The organism is Paracoccus sp. (in: a-proteobacteria), from assembly GCF_035556475.1.
Taxonomy (GTDB): Bacteria; Pseudomonadota; Alphaproteobacteria; order Rhodobacterales; family Rhodobacteraceae; genus Paracoccus.
In genome coordinates, this window is record NZ_DATMFA010000045.1 from 1 (window position 1) to 19,442 (window position 19,442).

Sequence of the window (19,442 nt, forward strand, 5' to 3'; positions counted from 1 at the left end):
CGCGCGCATGACCATCGTGGTCGATCCGATGCTGGCCACCGGCAATTCCTCGGTCGCGGCGGTCGAGATGCTGAAGCAGCGCGGCGCCCGCAATATCCGCTTCCTCTGCCTGCTGGCCGCCCCCGAAGGCGTCAAGCGGATGCGGGAGGCCCATCCCGACGTTCCTATCGTGACCGCCTCGCTGGACGAGCGGCTGGACGACCATGGCTATATCGTGCCGGGGCTGGGCGATGCTGGCGACCGGATGTTCGGCACGAAATAGGGCCGCGTTAACCGAAGCTTCAGCCCTTTGACCCTATCACCCCGGAAAGGGATCAGGGGCTGAAGATGGGACGAATCCTCTATTGGGCGTTGATCGCGGCGATTCTGCCCTTCGCCGCATCCGGGCGTGACCTGCGCCCGGCCGAGGAGCCGCCGGCCGATTTCACCGCGCGGCAATATATCGACAGCCGGGGCTGCGTCTTTCTGCGCAGCGATTCCGGCCGGTGGGAGGCGAGGGTCGCGCGCGACGGTGCCCCGATCTGCGGCTATCCCCCCTCGGCGACGATCCGGGGACTTGGCGGGAAAAGCCGCCTGCGCGCTCTTGACCCCGATGCCGGGAAAAGCCGTGCCGAGCGGATGGAGGCGGCGCTCGCGACCGCCATCATCCCCAATCTGCGCCCGGGCGAACTGACCAGCGACCCCATCGCGCCCGAGATTCTGCCCGATATGGGGCCGGAGCCGATGGGGGGCGAGCCGCTCGACGCGCTCAAGGCCTCGCTCCGCGTCGCGCCCGAACTGCGCGAGGCGATGGCGCGTGAAATCCAGCCCAATCGGCGGCTCTGCCGGCTTCTCGGCTATGACGCGACCCCCGGATCGGGCGCGGGCAATGACCCGACCTCGGGCTATTGCGGGGCCGCGCCGGGCGCGAGCCTCTCGCGATTGGCCTTTGCCCGCCCGGTCGAGGTGGCGGGCGGTGCGGGGCAGGTTGCCGTTTCTCAGCGTAGAACTGTCCCGGCGGCGGTGGCGGCGGTCAGCCGCGACAATAGCGGAACAAAGGGGGCGGCAAGGCAGCGCGGCGGTCCGATCGTGGAGGCGGACATGATCCCCCCATCGGCGCGCTATGTGCGGATCGGGACATTTCCGGCGGGCGAGGCGGTCGCAGCGGTGGTCCGGCGGGTTGCCGGGCTGGGCTATTCCGTCCAGCGCCAGAAGGGCGGGCCTGTCACGCAGTCCACCCTGCTCGCCGGCCCCTTCGACACGCGCGAGGCGATCGTGCGCGCCCTCGACCGCCTGCGCCGGAACGGTTTCGCTGCGGCCGTGCCGCGATGAGCGGATGTGGGGGGCGCCACCGGATGCCGCGACCCGACCGCTCTGGTTCGCAGAGCCTCAGCCGTGCTGCGATGAGCGGGCGCAGGATCTTCGGGACGTCATGCGCCGCCGGGTGCCGCGCCCCACTACTGGTCGCAGATTTCCTCGAGCGCCACCCAGTCGCGATCGCTCAGGACCGGCTTCGGCTGCGAGGTGCGGAAGGGATCGGCCTCGATCAGGCCCAGCACCGCCTCGCCCGTGGGGTCGAGCGAGCGGGCATAGGGCTCGCTCGATACGCCGGCCCGCGCGAAATAGCCAAGGACGGCCTCGTCCTCGGCGCGGGGTGGCGGGGTGGCGAGCAGCCGCTCGCCATAGCCGGTAAGCGCGCCTGCCGGCAGCGTGCCCTTGGTCAGCAGATGGAAGGTGGCGCGCGGCCCGGCATAGCGCAGGGCTTCGAGCAACGGATCGCTCGCCGCGGCGGCGGCCTGCGCGGCAAGGACATGGCCCGCGGCGATCTCGGGCGTGGGCTGGCCCGCGATCAGATCCTCGCCGATGATGGTGATGGGGCCGGGCAGCCGCCGTGCCCCGCGCAGCGCCGCGGGCAGGACGGCAATATCCGCCTCCGGCCCGATCAGGCGCGCGGCAAGGCGGTGGCGCACCATGTCGCCCGCCGGGCGCGAGCAGGCGCCGCCGACGGATTTCTCGATATCGGACAGAATCATCCGCCCGATCTCGGCCCGTTGGGCGGGCGGGGCGATGTCGGCGGCGTGACGCAAAAGCGCGGGCGGCACCCAGAACGCCCCGGCCACCACCATCGCGATGGCGGCAAGCAGCAGCATCCAGCCGCGCAGTCGTCCCGCCGGCGGGCGGTTCGCCGCGATGACGTGATGCACCTTTTCGATCGCCGAGATCATCAGCGGATCGTCCAGCTCGATCATCTCGGCATCATCCGGGCCGGGCGCATAGCGGGCAGGACTCTCGCCCGGATTGAGGCGCATGACGGCGGGAAGCGACCAATGCGACAGCGGCACATCGGTTTTCAGGTCGGTCAGCACCAATGTGGCATCGCCGAGCGAAACGACGATTTCGCGTGGCGTGGCGCCGGGCTTTTCACGCCAGGTCCCTGCGGCCTCGAGCCGCTGATATTGGTTTAGCGCCGTCATGCTTGCGCCACGGACCCCCGCTGCACGGATCTGAGCATATGCCTGCGTGGCTGTCGGTCAACCGACAGCCGCAGCGCTCGCCCGCGTTTTAGCTGGCTGGCCGCCACGGGAAAGGGGCAATCCGTCGCCGCCACGCGTGACGCGCGCCAGTTTCGCCCGGTTCGGCTCGGGAAAGACCCTTTCAACCGCGGATTTCCGCCTCAGATCTTGTCGGGCACGGTGATGCCACGCGCGCGGGCCAGTTCGCGGATGCGGTTCTGCAGCTTCTCGAAGGCCCTGACCTCGATCTGGCGGATCCGCTCGCGCGAGACATCATAACGGGTCGAGAGATCCTCGAGCGTCATCGGATTGTCGCGCAGCCGACGCTCCATCAGGATGTCCTTCTCGCGGTCGTTCAGGACGTCCATCGCCGCGATCAGCATTTCGCGCCGGGTCGAAAGCTCGTCAGCCTCGGCGAAGGCCTCGGCCTGATTGGCGGTGTCATCCTCCAGCCAGTCCTGCCATTGCGCGGTGGAATCGCCGTCGCTGCTGCCGACCTGCGCGTTCAGCGAGGCGTCGCCCCCCGACAGGCGGCGGTTCATGTCGATGACTTCCTGCTGCGAGACGTTCAGGTCATGCGCGATCTGGGCCACGTTCTCGGGGCGCAGGTCGCCTTCCTCCAGCGCGCCCAGCTTGGCCTTGGCCTTGCGCAGGTTGAAGAACAGCTTCTTCTGCGCGCTGGTCGTGCCCATCTTCACCAAGGACCACGAGCGCAGGATATATTCCTGGATCGAGGCGCGGATCCACCACATCGCATAGGTCGCGAGGCGGAAGCCTTTTTCCGGGTCGAAGCGTTTCACCGCCTGCATCAGCCCGACATTCGCCTCCGAGATCACCTCGGCCTGCGGCAGGCCATAGCCGCGATAGCCCATCGCGATCTTGGCGGCGAGGCGCAGGTGGCTGGTCACCAGCCTTTTCGCGGCCTCGGGATCCTCGTGATCGACCCAGGCCTTGGCCAGCATGTATTCCTCCTCGGGCTCCAGCAGGGGAAACTTGCGGATCTCCTGCAAATAGCGGTTCAGCCCCTGTTCGGGGCTCGGCGCCGGAAGATTCTCGTAACTGGCCATCTTGAAATCCCTGCTCCGCGCTTTTGCGCGGTATCTGAAAACTCGATCATGGCCTCCCCGGTTCCGCGAGGGAAGCTCATTCCGCCCGGGGGCCGCGCAAACCCTGCAAAAGCAGGGCCATGTCCTCCGGCAGCGGGCTTTCGAAGCTGAGCCACTCGCCGCTGACCGGATGCTCGAAACCCAGCTCGGCGGCGTGGAGCGCCTGGCGCGGGAAGGCGGCGATCGCCGCTGCGGCCTCCGCTCCCAGCGCCTTGGCCGAGGGCTTGCGCGCGCCACCATAGACCGGGTCGCCGACCAGACCCAGCCCGGCATGGGCCATATGCACGCGGATTTGATGAGTCCGGCCGGTTTCCAGCCGGCATTCGACCAGCATCGCGGCGGGCGGGTGGCCAAAGCTTTCCAGAAGCCGCGCCCGCGTGACCGCATGGCGGCCACGGTCAAAGCTGACCGCCTGCCGCTGCCTGTCCGAAGAATGGCGGCCCAGAAGCGTGGTGATGCGCAGGACGCCCCCCGGCTCGAATGCCAGTCCCCTGAGGCCGCGCAGCCGCGGATCGGCCGCATCGAGCGTGCCATGCGCGATGGCGAGATAGCGGCGATGCGCCGAGTGATCCGCGAATTGCCGCGCCAGCCCCTGATGCGCGCGATCCGTTTTCGCGACGACCAGAAGGCCCGAGGTCTCCTTGTCGATCCGGTGGACGATCCCCGGCCGCGCCGCGCCTCCGATACCCGAGAGGCTGTCCGCGCAATGCGCGAGGAGCGCATTGACCAGTGTGCCGTTTGGCGCGCCCGGCGCGGGATGGACGACCATGCCCGCAGGCTTGTCGACGACGATCAACTCGTCATCCTCATAGGCGATCGAGAGGGGAATCGCTTCGGGCAGCGCCTCCAGCGGCTCGGGCTCGCCGATCTCGATGCGGTAGATGCCGGGCAGGGCGCGCGCCTTGCCATCCGTCACCGGACCCGTGGGGCCGGTCACGGCCTCCTCGGCGATCAGCTTAGCGAGGCGCGAGCGCGACAGCGCCGCCTCCTCTGGCGCGAGGCTGGCAAGGGCTTTATCAAGCCGGTCAGACAGTCCCTCGGGGACGTGGATCAGGATTTCTGGCATGGGACGGAATGATAGGGCGGAACCGGGGGCCGAGGAAGCGCTGCCGATGTTGCGCTGGCTGCGTATCCTCGTGACCTCTCTGGCCGCAGTGATGGGGATCGGGGTGCTTGCGATCGTGGCATTGCTGTGGCTCAGGCTGTCTCAGGCGCCGCTGCCCGTGCTGCCCGACCAGATCGCGCTGCCCGAAGGGGCGGTTCCCGCCGCCGTCACCTTTGCCCGCGACTGGATCGTGGTGGTGACGGAAGCGGGCGAGATCCTGCTTTATGACCAGCAGGGCAGGCTGAGGGATCAGGCCTCGCCCTGAACCGGGGCCTTGCCCTCCAGCGCGTCGAGGCGCGCGCGCAGTTCGGCATTCTCGGCCCGCGCCTTGATCGCCATTTCACGCACGGCCTCGAATTCCTCGCGGGTGACGAAGTCGCGTTCGGCCAGCCAGCGGTCGATCCAGCTGTTGAAGGCGGTCTGCGCCTCGTCCTTGGCGCCCTGGGCCACACCCATGGCATTGGTCATCAATTTCGAGAGATCGTCGAATAAACGGTTGTTCGCGGTCATGGCGGGCCTTTCGATTTCCGGTTGCCGCCTATATGGCCCCGACAGGGCCGCGGTTCAATCGGGGGCCGCATGTTGACACACCCGCCCGGGCGACTAGCCTGCCCCCGGCTGATGAGGAGCCCATGATCCCCTTTCCCCAGATTTCGCCCGAGATTTTTACCATCCACCTGTTCGGGCTCTCGCTCTCGCTGCGCTGGTATGCGCTGGCCTATCTGGTCGGCCTGCTCGTTGGCTGGCGCATCATCGTCGGGCTGATGCGCCGCCCGGCGCTCTGGGGCGACCGCGCGCCGATGCCGCCCGAGAAGGTCGAGGAATTGCTGACCTGGGTTGTCCTCGGCGTGGTGCTGGGCGGGCGGCTTGGGTTCGTCTTGTTCTACGAGCCGGGCTATTACCTCGCCAATCCGGGGCAGATCCTGCAGCTCTGGAACGGTGGCATGTCCTTTCACGGCGGGTTCCTGGGGGTCGTGCTGGTCTCGTGGATCTATTGCCGGCGCCACGGCATCCCGCCGCTGCGGCTGGCCGATGCAATGGGGGTTGCCGCCCCGATCGGGCTGGGGCTGGGGCGGCTTGCGAATTTCATCAATGCCGAGCTTTGGGGTCGTCCGACCGACCTGCCCTGGGGCGTGATCTTTCCGGGCGACGCCGCGCAGACCTGTCCCGGCGTTGTCGGGCTGTGCGCCCGCCACCCGAGCCAGCTTTACGAGGCCGCGCTGGAAGGCATCTTGCTGGCCGTGGTCCTCTTCGCGCTGGTCCGCCGCGGTGGCCTCAGGCGGCCGGGCCTCGCGCTGGGCGTCTTCGTCATGGGCTATGGCCTCTCGCGCTTCGTGGTCGAGTTCTTCCGTCAGGCTGATGCGCAGTTCATCACGCCCGACAATCCGCTAGGCCATGTCCTCGGCGGCGCGGTCTGGGGGCTCAGCATGGGCCAGCTGCTGTCGCTGCCGATGGTCCTTGTCGGACTGGCCTTCGTCATCCGCGCCCGCAGCCGCCCGCCGGTGGCGCAGGCTGTTCCATGACCCCGCTGGGGCGGCTGATCGCCTCGCGCATCCGCTTGTCGGGGCCATTGCGGCTTGACGAATACATGCAGCTTTGTCTGCTGCATCCCGAACACGGCTATTACGCGACCCGCGATCCCTTTGGCGCGGCCGGTGATTTCACCACCGCGCCCGAGATCAGCCAGATGTTCGGCGAGATGGTCGGCCTTGCGCTGGCGCAGGCCTGGCTCGATCAGGGCCGCCCCGCGCCCTTTACCCTGGCCGAGATCGGGCCGGGGCGTGGCACCCTGATGGCCGACATCCTGCGCGCGATCCGCGCCGCCCCCGGCATGGCCGAGGCGGCCGAGGTCGTGCTGGTCGAGGCCTCGCCCCATCTGCGCGAGGTGCAGCGCGGCAGGCTGGGCAAGGTCCGCCATCTCGATACGGTGGCAGAGCTGCCGCGCGGGCCTTTGTTCCTTGTCGCGAACGAGTTCTTCGACGCGCTACCGATCCGGCAGTTCCAGCGCATGCCTGAGGGCTGGGCCGAGCGGATCGTCGCCCTCGACCCCGACGGGCGGCTGACCCTCGGCCTCGCCGCGCCGCAGCCGGGGCCAGCGGCACCGCAGGGCCAGATCCGCGAGACCTGCCCGGCCGCCGGACCGATCATGGCCGAGATCGCAAGCCGCATCGCCAAGGCGGGCGGGGCGGCGATCCTGATCGACTATGGCAATTGGGACGGGCAGGGCGACACGTTCCAGGCCTTGCGCGCGCACCGGCCCGAGGATCCGTTGCTGAACCCCGGCGAGGCCGATCTGACCGCGCATGTCGATTTCCGGCCGCTGGCATTGGCCGCGCATGCGGCGGGGGCCAGCGTCTCGCACATGGTCACGCAGGGCGAATGGCTCCTTCAGCTTGGCATCAGGGCGCGGGCCGCCCGGTTGCAGGCGGCGGGGGATGCGGGTGCGGCGGCTGCGCTTCATCGCTTGACCGCGCCCGAGGAAATGGGCCAGCTATTCAAGACGCTCGCGATCTGGTCGCCGGCCGCCGTGCCGCCGCCCGGTTTCAACCCCTTGGAGCCCCATGCAGACCACGCTTGAGATCCTGACCCATCCGCTGCTCGAACCAATCCGGCACGGTTTCTTCACCCGCCGCGGGGGCGCGTCCTCGGGCCTTTTCTCGGGGCTGAATTGCGGCTTCGGCTCCAGCGATCAGGCCGAGATCGTCGCGATCAACCGCAGCCGGGTCGCCGAGGCGATGGGCCTTCCCCCGAACCGCCTTGCCACCGTCAACCAGATCCATTCGGCCGAAATCGCGATCCTTCGCGCCGGCGACGAGCCCGCCGATCTTGCAAAGGTCCGCGCCGACGGCATCGTCACGAACCAACCGGGCGTCGCGCTGGCGGTGCTGACCGCCGATTGCCAGCCGGTCCTGCTGGCCGATCCCGAGGCGGGGATCATCGGCGCGGTCCATGCCGGCTGGCGCGGGGCGCTGGTCGGTGTGCTGGAAGCGGCGGTCGGCGCCATGGCCGATCTGGGCGCGACGCGGATCCGCGCGGTGATCGGCCCCTGCATCAGCCAGCGTGCCTATGAGGTCGGCGAGGACTTCATGGAGGAGGTTCTGGCCGAGGATTCCGGCCATCATCGCTTTTTCGCCGGGGGGCCGAACGGCCGGCCGATGTTCGATCTGCCCGGCTTTGGCCTGATGCGGCTGCGCGAGGCCGGGGTCGAGGCGGAATGGACCGGGCATTGCACCTATAGCGACCCCGACCGCTTCTATTCCTATCGCCGCAGCACCCATCAGAACGAAGTGGATTACGGGCGGCTGATCTCGGTCATCCGGCTGTGAGGCGCGGGGGCGGATGCAAGGCCCTTGCCCCCTGCTGCCGGTGACGCGCGACGGAAGCCGCCCGGCCGCCTGATGTGCATGGCGACGGGGATCCTGCGGGGCTTCGTCGCGATGGCGGTGCCGCTGGCGCTGTGGCGGCTCGCCCTGCCGCTGACCGGCTGGGCCGCGCTGGCGCTGCTGCCGCTTGGGATCGCGATCTGGTGGGGCATCTACCTTCCGCTGCGTGACCGCAGGCGGGCCGAGCTTGCCGTCGCCATCCTGCCCGGCGCGCGGCTGGGCCGCTGGCTGACCGGACGCTTCGGGGCCGGGCTCAATGCGACGCTGGGCCTGCTGGTGGCGCTGCCGGTCCTCGGCTGGCTCGCCCTCGGGGGGCAGGCGCCGGTGATCATGGCCGTCGCGGCGGTCGGGCTGATGGCGGGTATCCTCTCGACCCTCATGACGCGGCTCCTTTCGACGACGCTGACGGATCCCTATGCCCGGCTCGCCGGGCAGCGGATCGGCAGCGTGGTCGCTGCGCTGGCGGGGCTGGTGCCGCTTGTCTGGATCAACTGGGCCGTGATCCCGATCCCGAATGAGATCACCTCGGCCAGCCTTGCCGATGCGGTCTCCGCCGCTCTGGCCGCGCGACCGGCCAGAGACGGCTGGCCCGCCGAGGTCATGGGGCTGTTCGCGGCCCTCGACACCGTGAAGCTGTGGCTTGCCGCGCAATATCGCCAGACGGTCTGGGTCGGGCTGGTCTTCAGCATTGACGCCGCGCTCGTCTCCTTCGTTGCGGCCCGGTCATCCGTCGCCGTGCTGGAGTTCACGCGCAGCATCACCGGGGCACGGGCATGAGGCGCGACCGCCTGTTCATCCGCAGCTTCTGGGGTGCGATCCTGATGATGGCGGCGCTGGTGATCGGGCTTTCGGCCGTGGCGCTGCTGCGCGACCATCCGGTTCTGGCTCGCATCCTGCCGCCACCCGCGCCCAGCCTGCATGAGATCCCCGAGACCCGGCTGGGCCAGATGATCCGCGAGGCGGGAGAGGCTGCCTATCGCAGTCAGGCCGCGCGGCTCGACGATCTTCTCGCCTCGGCCTATGCGCCGGTCTATGCCGGGATCCCGGCCTATGCGGATTTCCACTACAGCCTTCTTGGAGAATATAGCGAGCTTGGCGCGGCGGCGCTCGGCCGGATGGGCGAGGCGATGGAGGGGCGGCTTTTCCCCGGTCTCGCCCACCGGCTGGAAGGCGTCGCCGCCGATCTCGACCAGGGGTTTCTCGACATCTTCAGCCAGACCCTCGACCGGCAGATCGGGGCCGAGCTTGCAGCTCTGGAACGGCCCGCCGTGCTTGGCGAGGTGACGCGAGGGATCGAGGACGATGCGATTGCCCGGGTCCGTGTGACCGCGCCGGTCGCGGCCGCGATGACGCTCGCAGCGCCGCCCGCGATCAAGGCGGCCTCGGCGCTGATGGCCAAGAAGCTTGCCACCAAGATCGCCGGAAAGGCCGCGGCGAAAGGCGCGGTCAAGGCGACGGGGATCGGTGGCGGCGCGGCGGGCGGTGCGGCGATCTGCGCGCCGGGCGGCCCGATCGCCAGTATCATCTGCGGCGCGGGGGCTGCCGCGGTGATCTGGTTCGGAACCGATGCCGCGATTGTCAATCTCGACGAATATTTCAACCGCGAGGAGTTCGAAGCCGAATTGCGCGCCATGATCGACGAGAATCGCGAGGCGGTCCGGGCCGAATTTCTGGCCGCGCTGAACGCCGGCTTGATGGCACGGGTATCTCGTCCACCCGCGCCCGGGCAGCCCCGCGAAGCCTCTGGCGTCGCGGGGTCGTTCAGGGATCAGGCGCGGCCGTAGGCCTCGGCCATGGCGATGTTAATCGCCGTCGCGGGCGTCGCGTCGCCCCAGCAGGCAAGCTGGAAGCAGGGATAGAACCGCTCGGCCGATTCGATCGCATTGCGGATCATCTGGTCGATCTGCTCGGGGCTGGCGATCGCCTCGCCCGAGAGGACCAGCCCGTAGCGCCAGACCATCAGCTTTTGTTTCGCCCAGAAGGTGAAGCCGCCGTCCCAGACCTCGTCATTGGCGAGGTTCAGCACCTCGTAGAGGGCGGGCAACCGCTCGGCCGGCGGGTCCATGTCAAAGGTGCAGATCAGTCGCAGGACTTCCTCGCGCGGGGACCAGGCGAGCGTTATGGAATAGCTGCGCCACTGCCCCTCGACCGCCATGGCGATCTGATCTTCGGCAAGACGGTCGAAATCCCATTCGTGATGGGCAGCAACCGTCTCGACAATGTCGATGGGATGGATTTCGTCACTATGGATGAAGTCACCTAGCTGCGTCATGTTCCCCCTGCCTTTCCAGAGTAGGGCCAGCCCACCCCAACTCTGGTGGGCCTTGACTACACCCGGCGTAGTTTCCCGAATGTGCCTACAAGATATCGTGTGACTGTTCCATCAGGGTGTAAAGAGAAAATAATGTTACCGCCTCCGGTTTTGCTGCATCTGCATCCGGCGACAGGGACACAAGGGGAACCAGGTATGACTGGCTGGGAAAGCAGGGATCACGGCGGGGACATGGACCGGGCGGCATCGGATTTCGGCGGTGCGGCGTGGATCGACCTTTCGACCGGGATCAACCGCCGGCCCTATCCCGCAAAGCCGCTTTCCGCCCATGCCTTGCAGGATTTGCCCCTGCGGGCGGACGAGATCGGGCTGATCCGCGCGGCCGCAACCCGCTATGGCGCGGCAGAGGGCGAGCTCCTGCCCATTGCCGGGGCCTCGGCCGCGATCCAGCTTTTGCCCCGCCTGCTGCCGGGAAACCGCGCCTCGGTGCTCTCGCCCACCTATAACGAACATGCGGCAAGCCTCACCGCGGCCGGATGGCAGGTCGAGGCGGTTCCCAACCCCGATTCGCTTGCGGGTGACCTTGCGGTCATCGTCAATCCGAACAATCCCGACGGGCGCTGCCTTTCGCCCGCCGAGATTGCCCGTATCGCGGCGCGGGTCGGGCATCTGGTCGTCGATGAAAGCTTTGCCGATGCCCGGCCCGACCTCTCGGTCGCGGCGGCGCGGCCCGGAAATGTCACGGTGCTGCGCAGCTTCGGCAAGTTCTGGGGCCTCGCCGGGCTGCGGCTGGGCTTCGCGATCGGCGCGCCGGATCTGCTTGCGGGTATGGCCGAGCGCGCCGGGCCATGGTCCGTCTCCGGCCCCGCGATCGAGATCGGGACGGCGGCGCTTGCCGATGCCGACTGGTCCGCCGCGACGGTGACATGGCTGGCCGAGGCGAGCCTGCATCTGGACCAGATCGTCACGGGGGCGGGCTGGCCCTTGGTCGGGGGCACGCATCTTTTCCGGCTTTACGAGACGCCGGATGCGCAAGCGGCGCAGAACCGTCTGGCCCGCGCCGCGATCTGGAGCCGGATCTTTCCCTGGCATCCGCGCTGGATCCGCCTTGGCATCCCGGCGGACCGGGCCGAGTTCGACCGCCTCGCGAAGGCGCTCAAAGAACCCGGTTGACGTGACCCATCTTGCGGCCGGGGCGCGCCTCGCCCTTGCCGTAAAGATGGACCTGCATGCGCGGGCGGCGCAGCAATTCGGGCACCCGGTCCATGTCGTCGCCGATCAGGTTCTCCATCTCGACATCGGCATAACGCTGGCCATCGCCCAAGGGCAGGCCCGCAACCGCGCGGATATGCTGCTCGAACTGGTCGACGGCGCAACCCGCCTGCGTCCAGTGGCCGGAGTTGTGGACGCGCGGCGCGATTTCGTTGACGATCAGCCCCTCGCGGGTGACGAAAAGCTCGACCCCCATGACACCGACATAATCGAGGGCGTTGACAATCCGCGCCGCCATCAGCACGGCATCGGTCAGCAGCGATTGCGGCAATCCGCAGGGCACGGTGGTGGTGCGCAGGATGCCCTCGCGATGGACGTTCAGGCCGGGATCGAAGGCCGCAACCTCTCCATCCGCGCCGCGCGCGACGATCACGCTGATCTCGGCCGAGAAATCTACGAACCCCTCCAGCACCGAGGGCGCGCCGGTCCATTCCCGGCTTTCGCTGTCGCGAAAGCGGATCTGGCCCTTGCCGTCATAGCCCATGCGCCGGGTCTTGAGGATGGAGGGCGCGCCCAGTTCGGCCAGCGCGGCGGGCAGGTCTGCCTCGGTCTCGACATTGCGATAGGGGGCGGTGCGAAGGCCGATGCCGCTGAGGAAATCCTTCTCGGTCAGGCGGTCCTGCGATACGGCCAGTGCGCGGCGGTTCGGGCGGATCGGCCGGATCGATTCCAGCAGGTCCAGCGCTGCGGTCGGCACGTTCTCGAACTCATAGGTGATGACATCGACCGCGCCGGCAAAGGCGCGCAGCGCCGCCTCGTCCTCATAAGGGGCGTTCGTCACGCTATGGGCGACATCGCCCGCCGGGGCCGCGCCCGGCTCATAGATATGGGTGCGATAGCCCAGACGGCTCGCCGCGACCGAGAGCATGCGCCCCAGTTGCCCGCCGCCAAGGATACCGATGGTCGCGCCCGGTTTCAGCTCAGTCATCCTTCGGCTCCTCGGGGATGGAATCGGAGAGGGCCTGCCGCCAGGCATCCAGCCTTTCGGCCAGCGCGGGGTCGGAAACCGCAAGGATCCCCGCCGCCATCAGCCCGGCATTGGCCGCACCTGCCGCGCCGATCGCCATGGTCGCCACCGGATAGCCCTTGGGCATCTGGAGGATCGAATAAAGCGAATCGACCCCGGAGAGGGCCTTGGTCTGGACCGGCACGCCAACCACCGGCACCCGCGTCTTGGAGGCCATCATGCCCGGCAGATGCGCCGCGCCGCCAGCCCCGGCGATGATGACCTTCAGCCCGCGCGAAACGGCGGTCTTGCCATAGTCCCACAGCCGGTCCGGCGTGCGATGGGCGCTGACGATCTTCGCCTCATAGGGGATCCCCAGCTCGTCCAGAATGGCGGCTGCCTCGCGCATGGTCGGCCAGTCTGACTGGCTGCCCATGATGATTCCGACGGGTTTTTCCAAGACCAGACCCCATGTTCGCATCGTTGCCCCCGCCCTAGCGCGGGCCGGGCAGCGATGCAATCTTACGCGATGATATCGGGGGTCAACTCATCCTCGAGCCGCGCGATGCGGTCCTTCAGCGCCAGCTTCTGCTTTTTCAGCCGCTGGAGGGTCAGCGAGTGGATCAGGCTTTGGCTGGACAGGGCGTCGATCGCCGCATCAAGGTCCCGGTGCTCGCGCCGCAGCACCTCGAGCCGGGTGCGGGCGATCTCTTCATGGGACATTTCATGCAGGGCGTTCATCTGGGGCCTCGGTTTTTCTGTTCCGTTTATAACCCACCGAATACGCACTGTTAATGGCCTTGCTGGCGGGGGCCGCGAATACCCCGCCCTTGCAGAGCGCCGACCCCGCCCACATATTGACGAGGCCGGGTCGCCATCCTGGGATCCGGCCGACAGTCGCTTTGATGCAAAGGGCTTGGGAAGATGACCAAGATCAGTCTGGCCGCTCATCCGTTCCTGCTGGGGTTCGACCAGCTTGAGCGTCTGGCCGAACGCGCCGCCAAGGGCGCCGAGGGCTATCCGCCCTATAATATCGAACACCGGGGCCCGAACGGGTTTCGTATCACGCTGGCCGTCGCGGGTTTCTCGGACGACGATCTCGCGATCACACTCGAGGACCGGCAACTGGTGATTCGCGGGCGACAGACCGAACTGGACGAGGGGCGCGTCTTCCTGCACCGGGGCATCGCCTCGCGTGCGTTCCAGCGCAGCTTCGTCCTGGCCGACGGGGTCGAGGTCGTGGCGGCGGGACTGGAAAACGGCCTGCTGAACATCGACCTCAGCCGTTCGGTGCCCGACAGCATCGTGCAGACCATACCGATCAGCCGCAAATGAAAGGGGATCGCAAATGAACGAGAAATTCAGCTTCGGACCGGAAGCCTCGGGCAATCTGGTCTATATCCGCCGGGTCGAGATCGACACCCTGCCCGAGGATGTGCGCCGTCAGGTGCCCGATGCCGACGCGCTTTACGCCGTCCATGGCGTCGATGGCGCACGTCTGGCGCTGGTGGCCGACCGCAGCATGGCCTTCATGCTGGCGCGGCAGAATGAACTAACCCCGGTCAGCGTCCACTGAACGCTGCCGGATATCGCATCTGTGGCGCCGCCCTCCCGCGAAGGATGGCGGCGCAATGCGTTTGATGCCCCGCCTCAGTAGCCGGAGGAGCCGCCTTCGCCGGCCGCTGTGGCTGCGGGCGCGGTCGAGAGGCGGCGATAGGTGAAGGTGCCGCTCGCCTCGGTGGTACCGTCGACGCAGGTGGCGGTGAAGGCGACAAGCCCGTCCACACCCACCGCTTCCTCGTAGGTTGCGACCTTGCCCCCGATGCAATTCGCGGCGAGCGATTGGCGGACGACCTCCTGATCGAAGCCGGCGGGATTATATTGCCCCATCAATTTGCCGTCCGCGACGGTTACGGTCAGATGGTCGGGATCGCTGACGGCCTTCTCCTGCGTGCTTTCGCAGGCTGCCAGCAGCGCGCAGGAAAGCAGGGCAATGCCCAGGCCCTTGCTGAGACGGTTCGGCACATTTCCAGTCATATGCTTGATCTGCATGATATTCCCCAGAAGTAACGGACACGTGTTCAGCGAACGATTTCGCAAGCTCACGGTTCCGTCAACGAAGGCGGGGAATACCTGCCGGCCTCAGCCCGGAAAGCCGTATCTTTCGACCATGGCGCGGACCGCGCGGTCATTGCCGTCGCCGGACAAATTGCCGCTGCGCAGGTTCTGGGCCTGCGATCCCGGCCATTCGGTGATGCGGAAACGCCCGCCGATCTTGGCCGGGCGCGACCCCGCAAGGCGGTGCATCCAGTAAAGCCAGACATCATCGGCCGAAGGCGCAAGCGTCTCGAACAGATCGGCGCGGGTCACGTCGGGATGGAACACGCCCGGCGCGTAGAGCACCCCGCCCACCCCGGTCGGAAAGATCAGGGGCGAGGTTTCGGGGCGGCCGATATTGCGCTGCCAGTCGCCATAGGGGCGCGGCCCTCCGTCCTGCAGGGTGATGTGATGGGCGCGATGGCAGACCACCCCGGCAGCGGCATGGCGCACCAGCGCCTCCAGCCAGTCGGGACCGTAATAGACATCATCATCGGCTGTCACCACATAGGCATCCGGCGCCTCGATCAGGGTGGGCACGATCTTCTTGTAGGACCGCCAGTTCGGACAGGTCCGCACCTCGATCCCCGGCGCCGCGGCCTCAGGTGGCAGCGCGTCCGCGTCCCTTCGGTCCAGCCACAGGATCACCCGGTCGGGCCGCACGGTCTGGTTCGCCAGCGATTGCAGGACAAGCGGAAGCGAGGCGAAGCGGGCCGGGTAACTGGTCAGGCTGACGATCAAAGGTGCGTCAAGCCCGTGCGGGCGGGCATCGACCTTGCGGGACGTGATCTCGGCCTCGGCGCGCGAAATCCGGCGGCCCTGCTTCCAGCGCCGGAAGGCGTCGGCGATCATCCCTGCCATGCCTTCCTGAGCCAGTCGATATTGCCGATCCGGCGATACCAGGTGTGGCCCCGCCCGGCAAAGACGTCCTCCATCTTCGGCGCGCCGGCGAAAAGAACGATCTTCGCGCCCTCGGGCAGGCGCGGGTCACCGAAAAAGCTCAGCACATTGCGCGGCACGCAATCGTTCTTGAAGCTGACGCACCAACCCTGCGGCCAGTAATGCAGTTGCCCGTGCAGCGCCAGTTGCGCGCTTTGGAACTGCTGGCTGATCTCGTAATCCCGGGTCGCGGCCTCGGGGTCGGCCAGATAGGCGTCGAGGATATAGGAATGCGCCCCGACCTCGTAGCGAAAGACCGAGGAGTTCCCGACCGAGTTCAGGAAGCGGTCACGCTCGGGATTGATCTTGCGCAGGGGCTTGGGTCGGAACAGATCGTCGTCACGGATGATGAAGAACGTGCCGGGCAGGTCGAAAAAGGCCGAGAGGTCATCGACCACCACAAGGTCGAGGTCCAGAAACAACGCCGTCATGCCGGTAAAGCCGCCAAGGTCGTGGCGGAACAGCGCCAGCTTGCGCCAGCGGGTGTCGCCATGACCCTTGGGCAAGCCCAGTTCCGGCAGCGGCAGCGCCTCGACGCCCTCGTCGATCCCCTCGGCATCGTCGGTGAAGCAGATGAAGCGATGCGGCCGGGCGAGGTGGCGGCGCACTTGCCGGTAAAGCCGGTTCACATCGGCCGCGCCATAGAGCGTGCCCCATTTCATCGTCAGAATCAGGACAGGCTCGGTCATCTGCTTTTCCTGCGCTGCTGCATCGCGCCCCCGGATAGGCGAAGGGGTCACGCCGGTCAACGCTGGCGCGGCCCCCGTCATTTTGCAAGGCGCCTCATTCGAGGCCGATCAGCCCCATCTGCTCAAGCTTCAGCAACACCTGCTGGGCGGCGTAATCGACGTCATAGCCCTCGGTCTGGATGCGCAGTTCCGGGCTCGCGGGTTCCTCATAGGGGTCCGAGATGCCGGTGAACTCCTTGATCTTGCCTTCGCGGGCCAGCTTGTAGAGACCCTTGCGGTCGCGGCGCTCGCATTCCTCGATCGAGGTGGCGACATGGATCTCGATGAAGGCGCCATAGGCCTCGATCATCTCGCGCACCGCGCGCCGCGTCGCGGTATAGGGGGCGATCGGTGCGCAGATCGCGATGCCGCCGTTCTTGGTGATCTCGGAGGCGACATAGCCGATGCGCTTGATGTTGATGTCGCGGTGCTCTTTCGAGAAGCCAAGCTCGCTCGACAAATGCTTCCTGACCACGTCGCCGTCGAGCAGCGTGACCGGGCGGCCGCCCATCTCCATCAGTTTGACCATCAGCGCATTGGCGATGGTCGACTTGCCCGAGCCGGAAAGGCCGGTGAGAAAGACCGTGAAGCCCTGCCTGTTCCGCGGCGGCGAGGTGCGGCGAAGCTGGGTCACGACCTCGGGGAACGAGAACCACTCGGGGATCTCAAGGCCCTCGCGCAACCGGCGGCGCAACTCGGTGCCCGAGATGTCGAGGACGGTCGCGCCCTCCTCGATCTCGTCCGCCGGTTCGTATTGCGCGCGTTCCTGCACATAGACCATCTGCTTGAAGTCGACCATCTCGATGCCGATTTCGGCCTGATGCTTGCGGAACAGCTCCTGCGCGTCATAGGGGCCGTAGAAATTCCCGCCCTCGCTGTTCTTGCCGGGGCCGGCATGGTCGCGGCCGACGATCATGTGGGTCAGGCCGTGGTTGCGGCGGATGATGCCGTGCCAGACCGCCTCGCGCGGGCCACCCATGCGCATGGCGAGGTTCAGAAGCGACAGATGGGTGGTGGCATGGGGATACTTGTCCAGCACCGCCTCGTAGCAGCGGACGCGGGTGAAGTGATCGACATCGCCGGGCTTCGTCATGCCGACGACCGGATGGATCAGCAGGTTCGCCTGAGCCTCGCGCGCGGCGCGGAAGGTCAGTTCCTGATGCGCCCGGTGCAGCGGATTGCGGGTCTGGAACGCGACGATGCGCCGCCAGCCCAGCTTGCGGAAATGCGCCCGCAATTCATTCGGCGTGTCGCGGCGGCCCCGGAAATCGTAATGGGTCGGCTGCTGGATGCCGGTGACCGGGCCGCCCAGATAAACCGGGCCCGCGACATTGTGCAGGTAATTGACCGAAGGATGCGCCACATCATCGGCGCCAAAGACCTTCTCGGCCTCGCGCGACTTGTCCGGGCTCCATTTGTCGGTGACAGAAAGGATGGCGAGGATGACGCCTTCCTGGTCGCGCAGCGCGATGTCCTGGCCCGGCTCGACCTTGTCGGCGAAGTCCTGGCTGACATCGAGGTTGATCGGCATCGGCCAGAGACCGCCCCAGCTCAGATGCATGTCATCCAGCACGCTGTTGTAATCGGCCTCGGTCAGGAAGCCCCGCAGCGGATAGAACCCGCCGTTCATCAGCAGTTCGAGGTCGCAGATCTGGCGCGGGGTCAGATCCCAGGACAGCATATTGCCGGCCTCGGCCTTAAGCTTCTGCGCGGATTCGGCGCTGACATAGAGTTCGGGGATCGGAGCGAGGTTCGGCAAGGTCATCGGATCTCTCGACAGTTGATCTGGGGCGGGTTCCTGCCCGATGGCGGAGGTCTTTGGGTGAACCGGCGCGTGGCAAAGACCAGCACCGGCTCGACCGCCATTAAGCCGCGCAGTCTGGCGGCTTCAACACAAGCTTTGAGATTTCCCCTGGACCTTGCGGAAAATTGCCAGCAAATGCGCCGGGTTGAACGGCGCCGCCGTTCGGTCTCGCAGGATCGGGAAGGGCGGTCGGTTCCGCCCTTCCCGCAGTCTCTCGAAATGCGATCCGCGTGGCCCGCGTCAGGCGGGAATTTCTGCCGCGTCGGGATTGGGCGCACCGGCCATGTGATGTTCGGCAAGCCACCGCTCGGCGTCCAGCGCCGCCATGCATCCCATGCCCGCCGAAGTCACCGCCTGGCGATAGATATGGTCGGTCAGGTCGCCCGCGGCGAATACGCCGGGAATCGATGTGCGGGTCGAGCCCGGCTCGACCTTCACATAGCCGCCGTGATGCAGCTCCAGCTGATCACGCACCAGTTCCGAGGACGGCGCATGGCCGATGGCGATGAAAACCCCGTCGGCGGGGATCACCTGTTCCGCGCCGTGGCCGGTATGGCGGACGCGGACGCCGGTGACGCCCGGCGGGCTGCTTTCGCCCTCGACCTCGACCAGTTCGTGATCCCACAGGATGCGCACCTTGGGATGCCTGAACAGGCGCTCCTGCAGGATCTTCTCGGCCCGGAGGCTGTCACGGCGGTGGATCAGGGTGACGCGGCTTGCGAAATTGGTCAGGAACAGCGCCTCCTCGACCGCGGTATTGCCGCCGCCGATCACCGCCACCTCGCGGTTGCGATAGAAGAAGCCGTCGCAGGTCGCGCAGGCCGAGACGCCGAAGCCCTTGAATTTCTCCTCGCTCTCGAGGCCGAGCCAGCGCGCCTGTGCGCCGGTGGCGAGGATGACGGCATCGGCGGTGATGCGCGCGCCCGAATCCAGCTCCGCGACGAAGGGCCGCACCTTCAGGTCAAGCTTCGTCACCGTGTCGATGAAGATGCGCGCGCCCATCGCGCGGGCATGTCCCTCCATCTTCACCATCAGGTCGGGGCCCTGGATCTCGGTCTCGCCCGGCCAGTTCTCGACCTCGGTGGTGATGGTAAGCTGGCCGCCCGGCTGCATGCCCTGGATCAGCACGGGCTCGAGCATCGCGCGGGCGGCGTAGACGGCGGCGGTATAGCCGGCGGGGCCGGAGCCGATGATCAGCACCCGGCTATGCGCGGGCAGCATGTCGGGGGCGGAATCTGCGGGGGCGTGGGACATGGCAACTGGACCTTTCGCGTTTACGCGCCTAGGTAATCACCCCC

The 19,442-nt window shown here is 67.3% G+C and carries 24 protein-coding genes; 11 read left to right on the top strand and 13 right to left on the bottom strand.

Features of this window, described 5'->3' with window-relative positions:
- Both upp and VNQ78_RS05525 read left to right on the top strand, forming a co-directional pair.
- On the top strand, positions 1–262 hold a 262-nt coding region (gene upp, locus VNQ78_RS05520), incomplete at its 5' end, for a uracil phosphoribosyltransferase (RefSeq protein WP_325687420.1).
- A gap of 65 nt (positions 263–327) precedes the next feature.
- Positions 328–1,311 (top strand): SPOR domain-containing protein, encoded by a 984-nt coding sequence (locus tag VNQ78_RS05525; protein WP_325687422.1) that lies wholly within the window; start codon positions 328–330, stop codon positions 1,309–1,311.
- Between the two features lie 125 nt (positions 1,312–1,436).
- On the opposite strand, the gene VNQ78_RS05530 is transcribed toward VNQ78_RS05525, so the two are convergent.
- The 3 genes from VNQ78_RS05530 to VNQ78_RS05540 form a co-directional block, all read right to left on the bottom strand.
- Positions 1,437–2,453 carry a hypothetical protein gene (locus tag VNQ78_RS05530; protein ID WP_325687425.1) on the bottom strand — a complete coding sequence of 339 codons (1,017 nt, stop codon included), beginning with the start codon at positions 2,451–2,453 and terminating at the stop codon, positions 1,437–1,439.
- Between the two features lie 200 nt (positions 2,454–2,653).
- Positions 2,654–3,559: an RNA polymerase sigma factor RpoH gene (rpoH, locus tag VNQ78_RS05535; RefSeq protein ID WP_325687427.1), complete on the bottom strand. Its 906-nt coding sequence runs from the start codon at positions 3,557–3,559 to the stop codon at positions 2,654–2,656.
- A 76-nt stretch (positions 3,560–3,635) separates the two neighbouring features.
- Positions 3,636–4,664, bottom strand: coding sequence for an RluA family pseudouridine synthase (locus VNQ78_RS05540; protein ID WP_325687429.1), 1,029 nt, complete (start codon positions 4,662–4,664; stop codon positions 3,636–3,638).
- On the opposite strand from VNQ78_RS05540, the gene VNQ78_RS05545 reads away from it, so the two are divergent.
- A complete protein-coding gene (locus VNQ78_RS05545; protein WP_325687431.1) occupies positions 4,663–4,968 on the top strand; it encodes a DUF6476 family protein in 306 nt (101 codons plus the stop codon). The two genes, VNQ78_RS05540 and VNQ78_RS05545, sit on opposite strands and share 2 nt — an antisense overlap.
- Here the strand turns inward: VNQ78_RS05545 and VNQ78_RS05550 are convergent.
- Positions 4,953–5,213 carry an accessory factor UbiK family protein gene (locus VNQ78_RS05550; RefSeq protein WP_325687433.1) on the bottom strand — a complete coding sequence of 87 codons (261 nt, stop codon included), beginning with the start codon at positions 5,211–5,213 and terminating at the stop codon, positions 4,953–4,955. The genes VNQ78_RS05545 and VNQ78_RS05550 overlap by 16 nt on opposite strands.
- Before the next feature lie 122 nt (positions 5,214–5,335).
- Here VNQ78_RS05550 and lgt point away from each other — a divergent pair, with 122 nt between their 5' ends.
- From lgt to VNQ78_RS05575, 5 genes are all read left to right on the top strand, one after another.
- Positions 5,336–6,226, top strand: a complete 891-nt coding sequence (gene lgt, locus VNQ78_RS05555) for a prolipoprotein diacylglyceryl transferase (RefSeq protein WP_325687435.1) — start codon at positions 5,336–5,338, stop codon at positions 6,224–6,226.
- Positions 6,223–7,281 carry a class I SAM-dependent methyltransferase gene (locus tag VNQ78_RS05560; RefSeq protein WP_325687437.1) on the top strand — a complete coding sequence of 353 codons (1,059 nt, stop codon included), beginning with the start codon at positions 6,223–6,225 and terminating at the stop codon, positions 7,279–7,281. Before lgt ends, VNQ78_RS05560 begins: the two co-directional genes overlap by 4 nt.
- Positions 7,265–8,029: a peptidoglycan editing factor PgeF gene (gene pgeF, locus VNQ78_RS05565; protein ID WP_325687439.1), complete on the top strand. Its 765-nt coding sequence runs from the start codon at positions 7,265–7,267 to the stop codon at positions 8,027–8,029. Before VNQ78_RS05560 ends, pgeF begins: the two co-directional genes overlap by 17 nt.
- 78 nt (positions 8,030–8,107) lie before the next feature.
- Positions 8,108–8,863, top strand: a complete 756-nt coding sequence (locus tag VNQ78_RS05570) for a hypothetical protein (RefSeq protein ID WP_325687441.1) — start codon at positions 8,108–8,110, stop codon at positions 8,861–8,863.
- Positions 8,860–9,870 carry a hypothetical protein gene (locus VNQ78_RS05575; protein WP_325687443.1) on the top strand — a complete coding sequence of 337 codons (1,011 nt, stop codon included), beginning with the start codon at positions 8,860–8,862 and terminating at the stop codon, positions 9,868–9,870. The genes VNQ78_RS05570 and VNQ78_RS05575 overlap by 4 nt, the downstream gene beginning before the upstream one ends.
- On the opposite strand, the gene VNQ78_RS05580 is transcribed toward VNQ78_RS05575, so the two are convergent.
- Positions 9,855–10,358, bottom strand: coding sequence for a YbjN domain-containing protein (locus VNQ78_RS05580; protein WP_325687445.1), 504 nt, complete (start codon positions 10,356–10,358; stop codon positions 9,855–9,857). The two genes, VNQ78_RS05575 and VNQ78_RS05580, sit on opposite strands and share 16 nt — an antisense overlap.
- Before the next feature lie 195 nt (positions 10,359–10,553).
- Between VNQ78_RS05580 and cobD the strand changes: the two genes are divergently transcribed.
- A complete protein-coding gene (gene cobD / locus VNQ78_RS05585) occupies positions 10,554–11,531 on the top strand; it encodes a threonine-phosphate decarboxylase CobD (protein WP_325687447.1) in 978 nt (325 codons plus the stop codon).
- On the opposite strand, the gene VNQ78_RS05590 is transcribed toward cobD, so the two are convergent.
- The 3 genes from VNQ78_RS05590 to VNQ78_RS05600 form a co-directional block, all read right to left on the bottom strand.
- Entirely contained in the window at positions 11,515–12,558 is a 1,044-nt protein-coding gene (locus tag VNQ78_RS05590; protein ID WP_325687449.1) for a 5-(carboxyamino)imidazole ribonucleotide synthase, read from the bottom strand. The two genes, cobD and VNQ78_RS05590, sit on opposite strands and share 17 nt — an antisense overlap.
- Positions 12,551–13,012, bottom strand: a complete 462-nt coding sequence (gene purE, locus VNQ78_RS05595) for a 5-(carboxyamino)imidazole ribonucleotide mutase (protein ID WP_325687451.1) — start codon at positions 13,010–13,012, stop codon at positions 12,551–12,553. Before purE ends, VNQ78_RS05590 begins: the two co-directional genes overlap by 8 nt.
- Positions 13,013–13,098: 86 nt before the next feature.
- On the bottom strand, positions 13,099–13,317 hold the full coding sequence (locus VNQ78_RS05600) for a YdcH family protein (protein WP_325687453.1): 219 nt from the start codon (positions 13,315–13,317) through the stop codon (positions 13,099–13,101).
- A gap of 183 nt (positions 13,318–13,500) precedes the next feature.
- On the opposite strand from VNQ78_RS05600, the gene VNQ78_RS05605 reads away from it, so the two are divergent.
- Positions 13,501–13,911 (top strand): Hsp20 family protein, encoded by a 411-nt coding sequence (locus tag VNQ78_RS05605; RefSeq protein WP_325687456.1) that lies wholly within the window; start codon positions 13,501–13,503, stop codon positions 13,909–13,911.
- 13 nt (positions 13,912–13,924) lie between these two features.
- Positions 13,925–14,152 (top strand): DUF1150 family protein, encoded by a 228-nt coding sequence (locus VNQ78_RS05610; protein ID WP_325687458.1) that lies wholly within the window; start codon positions 13,925–13,927, stop codon positions 14,150–14,152.
- Positions 14,153–14,226: 74 nt separating this feature from the next.
- Here VNQ78_RS05610 and VNQ78_RS05615 read toward each other — a convergent pair whose 3' ends face one another.
- The 5 genes from VNQ78_RS05615 to trxB all read right to left on the bottom strand — a co-directional run bounded on the left by VNQ78_RS05615 (position 14,227) and on the right by trxB (position 19,398).
- On the bottom strand, positions 14,227–14,628 hold the full coding sequence (locus VNQ78_RS05615) for a hypothetical protein (protein ID WP_325687460.1): 402 nt from the start codon (positions 14,626–14,628) through the stop codon (positions 14,227–14,229).
- A 90-nt stretch (positions 14,629–14,718) separates the two neighbouring features.
- The gene (locus VNQ78_RS05620; protein ID WP_325687462.1) at positions 14,719–15,534 is read right to left on the bottom strand and encodes a glycosyltransferase family 2 protein; all 816 of its coding nucleotides are present in this window, start codon (positions 15,532–15,534) and stop codon (positions 14,719–14,721) included.
- A complete protein-coding gene (locus VNQ78_RS05625; RefSeq protein ID WP_325687464.1) occupies positions 15,522–16,301 on the bottom strand; it encodes a hypothetical protein in 780 nt (259 codons plus the stop codon). The genes VNQ78_RS05620 and VNQ78_RS05625 overlap by 13 nt, the downstream gene beginning before the upstream one ends.
- Positions 16,302–16,395: 94 nt before the next feature.
- Entirely contained in the window at positions 16,396–18,105 is a 1,710-nt protein-coding gene (locus tag VNQ78_RS05630) for a bifunctional sulfate adenylyltransferase/adenylylsulfate kinase (protein ID WP_325687466.1), read from the bottom strand.
- A 279-nt stretch (positions 18,106–18,384) separates the two neighbouring features.
- Complete coding sequence (gene trxB, locus VNQ78_RS05635; RefSeq protein WP_325687468.1) at positions 18,385–19,398, bottom strand: thioredoxin-disulfide reductase; 1,014 nt, start codon at positions 19,396–19,398, stop codon at positions 18,385–18,387.
- Positions 19,399–19,442: the final 44 nt, after the last annotated feature.

Coding starts and splice junctions, on each gene's coding strand:
- VNQ78_RS05525 (WP_325687422.1), top strand. CDS start 328: ATGGGACGAATCCTCTATTGGGCGTTGATCGCGGCGATTCTGCCCTTC.
- VNQ78_RS05530 (WP_325687425.1), bottom strand. CDS start 2,453: ATGACGGCGCTAAACCAATATCAGCGGCTCGAGGCCGCAGGGACCTGG.
- rpoH (WP_325687427.1), bottom strand. CDS start 3,559: ATGGCCAGTTACGAGAATCTTCCGGCGCCGAGCCCCGAACAGGGGCTG.
- VNQ78_RS05545 (WP_325687431.1), top strand. CDS start 4,663: ATGGGACGGAATGATAGGGCGGAACCGGGGGCCGAGGAAGCGCTGCCG.
- VNQ78_RS05540 (WP_325687429.1), bottom strand. CDS start 4,664: ATGCCAGAAATCCTGATCCACGTCCCCGAGGGACTGTCTGACCGGCTT.
- VNQ78_RS05550 (WP_325687433.1), bottom strand. CDS start 5,213: ATGACCGCGAACAACCGTTTATTCGACGATCTCTCGAAATTGATGACC.
- lgt (WP_325687435.1), top strand. CDS start 5,336: ATGATCCCCTTTCCCCAGATTTCGCCCGAGATTTTTACCATCCACCTG.
- VNQ78_RS05560 (WP_325687437.1), top strand. CDS start 6,223: ATGACCCCGCTGGGGCGGCTGATCGCCTCGCGCATCCGCTTGTCGGGG.
- pgeF (WP_325687439.1), top strand. CDS start 7,265: ATGCAGACCACGCTTGAGATCCTGACCCATCCGCTGCTCGAACCAATC.
- VNQ78_RS05570 (WP_325687441.1), top strand. CDS start 8,108: ATGGCGACGGGGATCCTGCGGGGCTTCGTCGCGATGGCGGTGCCGCTG.
- VNQ78_RS05575 (WP_325687443.1), top strand. CDS start 8,860: ATGAGGCGCGACCGCCTGTTCATCCGCAGCTTCTGGGGTGCGATCCTG.
- VNQ78_RS05580 (WP_325687445.1), bottom strand. CDS start 10,358: ATGACGCAGCTAGGTGACTTCATCCATAGTGACGAAATCCATCCCATC.
- cobD (WP_325687447.1), top strand. CDS start 10,554: ATGACTGGCTGGGAAAGCAGGGATCACGGCGGGGACATGGACCGGGCG.
- VNQ78_RS05590 (WP_325687449.1), bottom strand. CDS start 12,558: ATGACTGAGCTGAAACCGGGCGCGACCATCGGTATCCTTGGCGGCGGG.
- purE (WP_325687451.1), bottom strand. CDS start 13,012: ATGGGCAGCCAGTCAGACTGGCCGACCATGCGCGAGGCAGCCGCCATT.
- VNQ78_RS05600 (WP_325687453.1), bottom strand. CDS start 13,317: ATGAACGCCCTGCATGAAATGTCCCATGAAGAGATCGCCCGCACCCGG.
- VNQ78_RS05605 (WP_325687456.1), top strand. CDS start 13,501: ATGACCAAGATCAGTCTGGCCGCTCATCCGTTCCTGCTGGGGTTCGAC.
- VNQ78_RS05610 (WP_325687458.1), top strand. CDS start 13,925: ATGAACGAGAAATTCAGCTTCGGACCGGAAGCCTCGGGCAATCTGGTC.
- VNQ78_RS05615 (WP_325687460.1), bottom strand. CDS start 14,628: ATGCAGATCAAGCATATGACTGGAAATGTGCCGAACCGTCTCAGCAAG.
- VNQ78_RS05620 (WP_325687462.1), bottom strand. CDS start 15,534: ATGGCAGGGATGATCGCCGACGCCTTCCGGCGCTGGAAGCAGGGCCGC.
- VNQ78_RS05625 (WP_325687464.1), bottom strand. CDS start 16,301: ATGACCGAGCCTGTCCTGATTCTGACGATGAAATGGGGCACGCTCTAT.
- VNQ78_RS05630 (WP_325687466.1), bottom strand. CDS start 18,105: ATGACCTTGCCGAACCTCGCTCCGATCCCCGAACTCTATGTCAGCGCC.
- trxB (WP_325687468.1), bottom strand. CDS start 19,398: ATGTCCCACGCCCCCGCAGATTCCGCCCCCGACATGCTGCCCGCGCAT.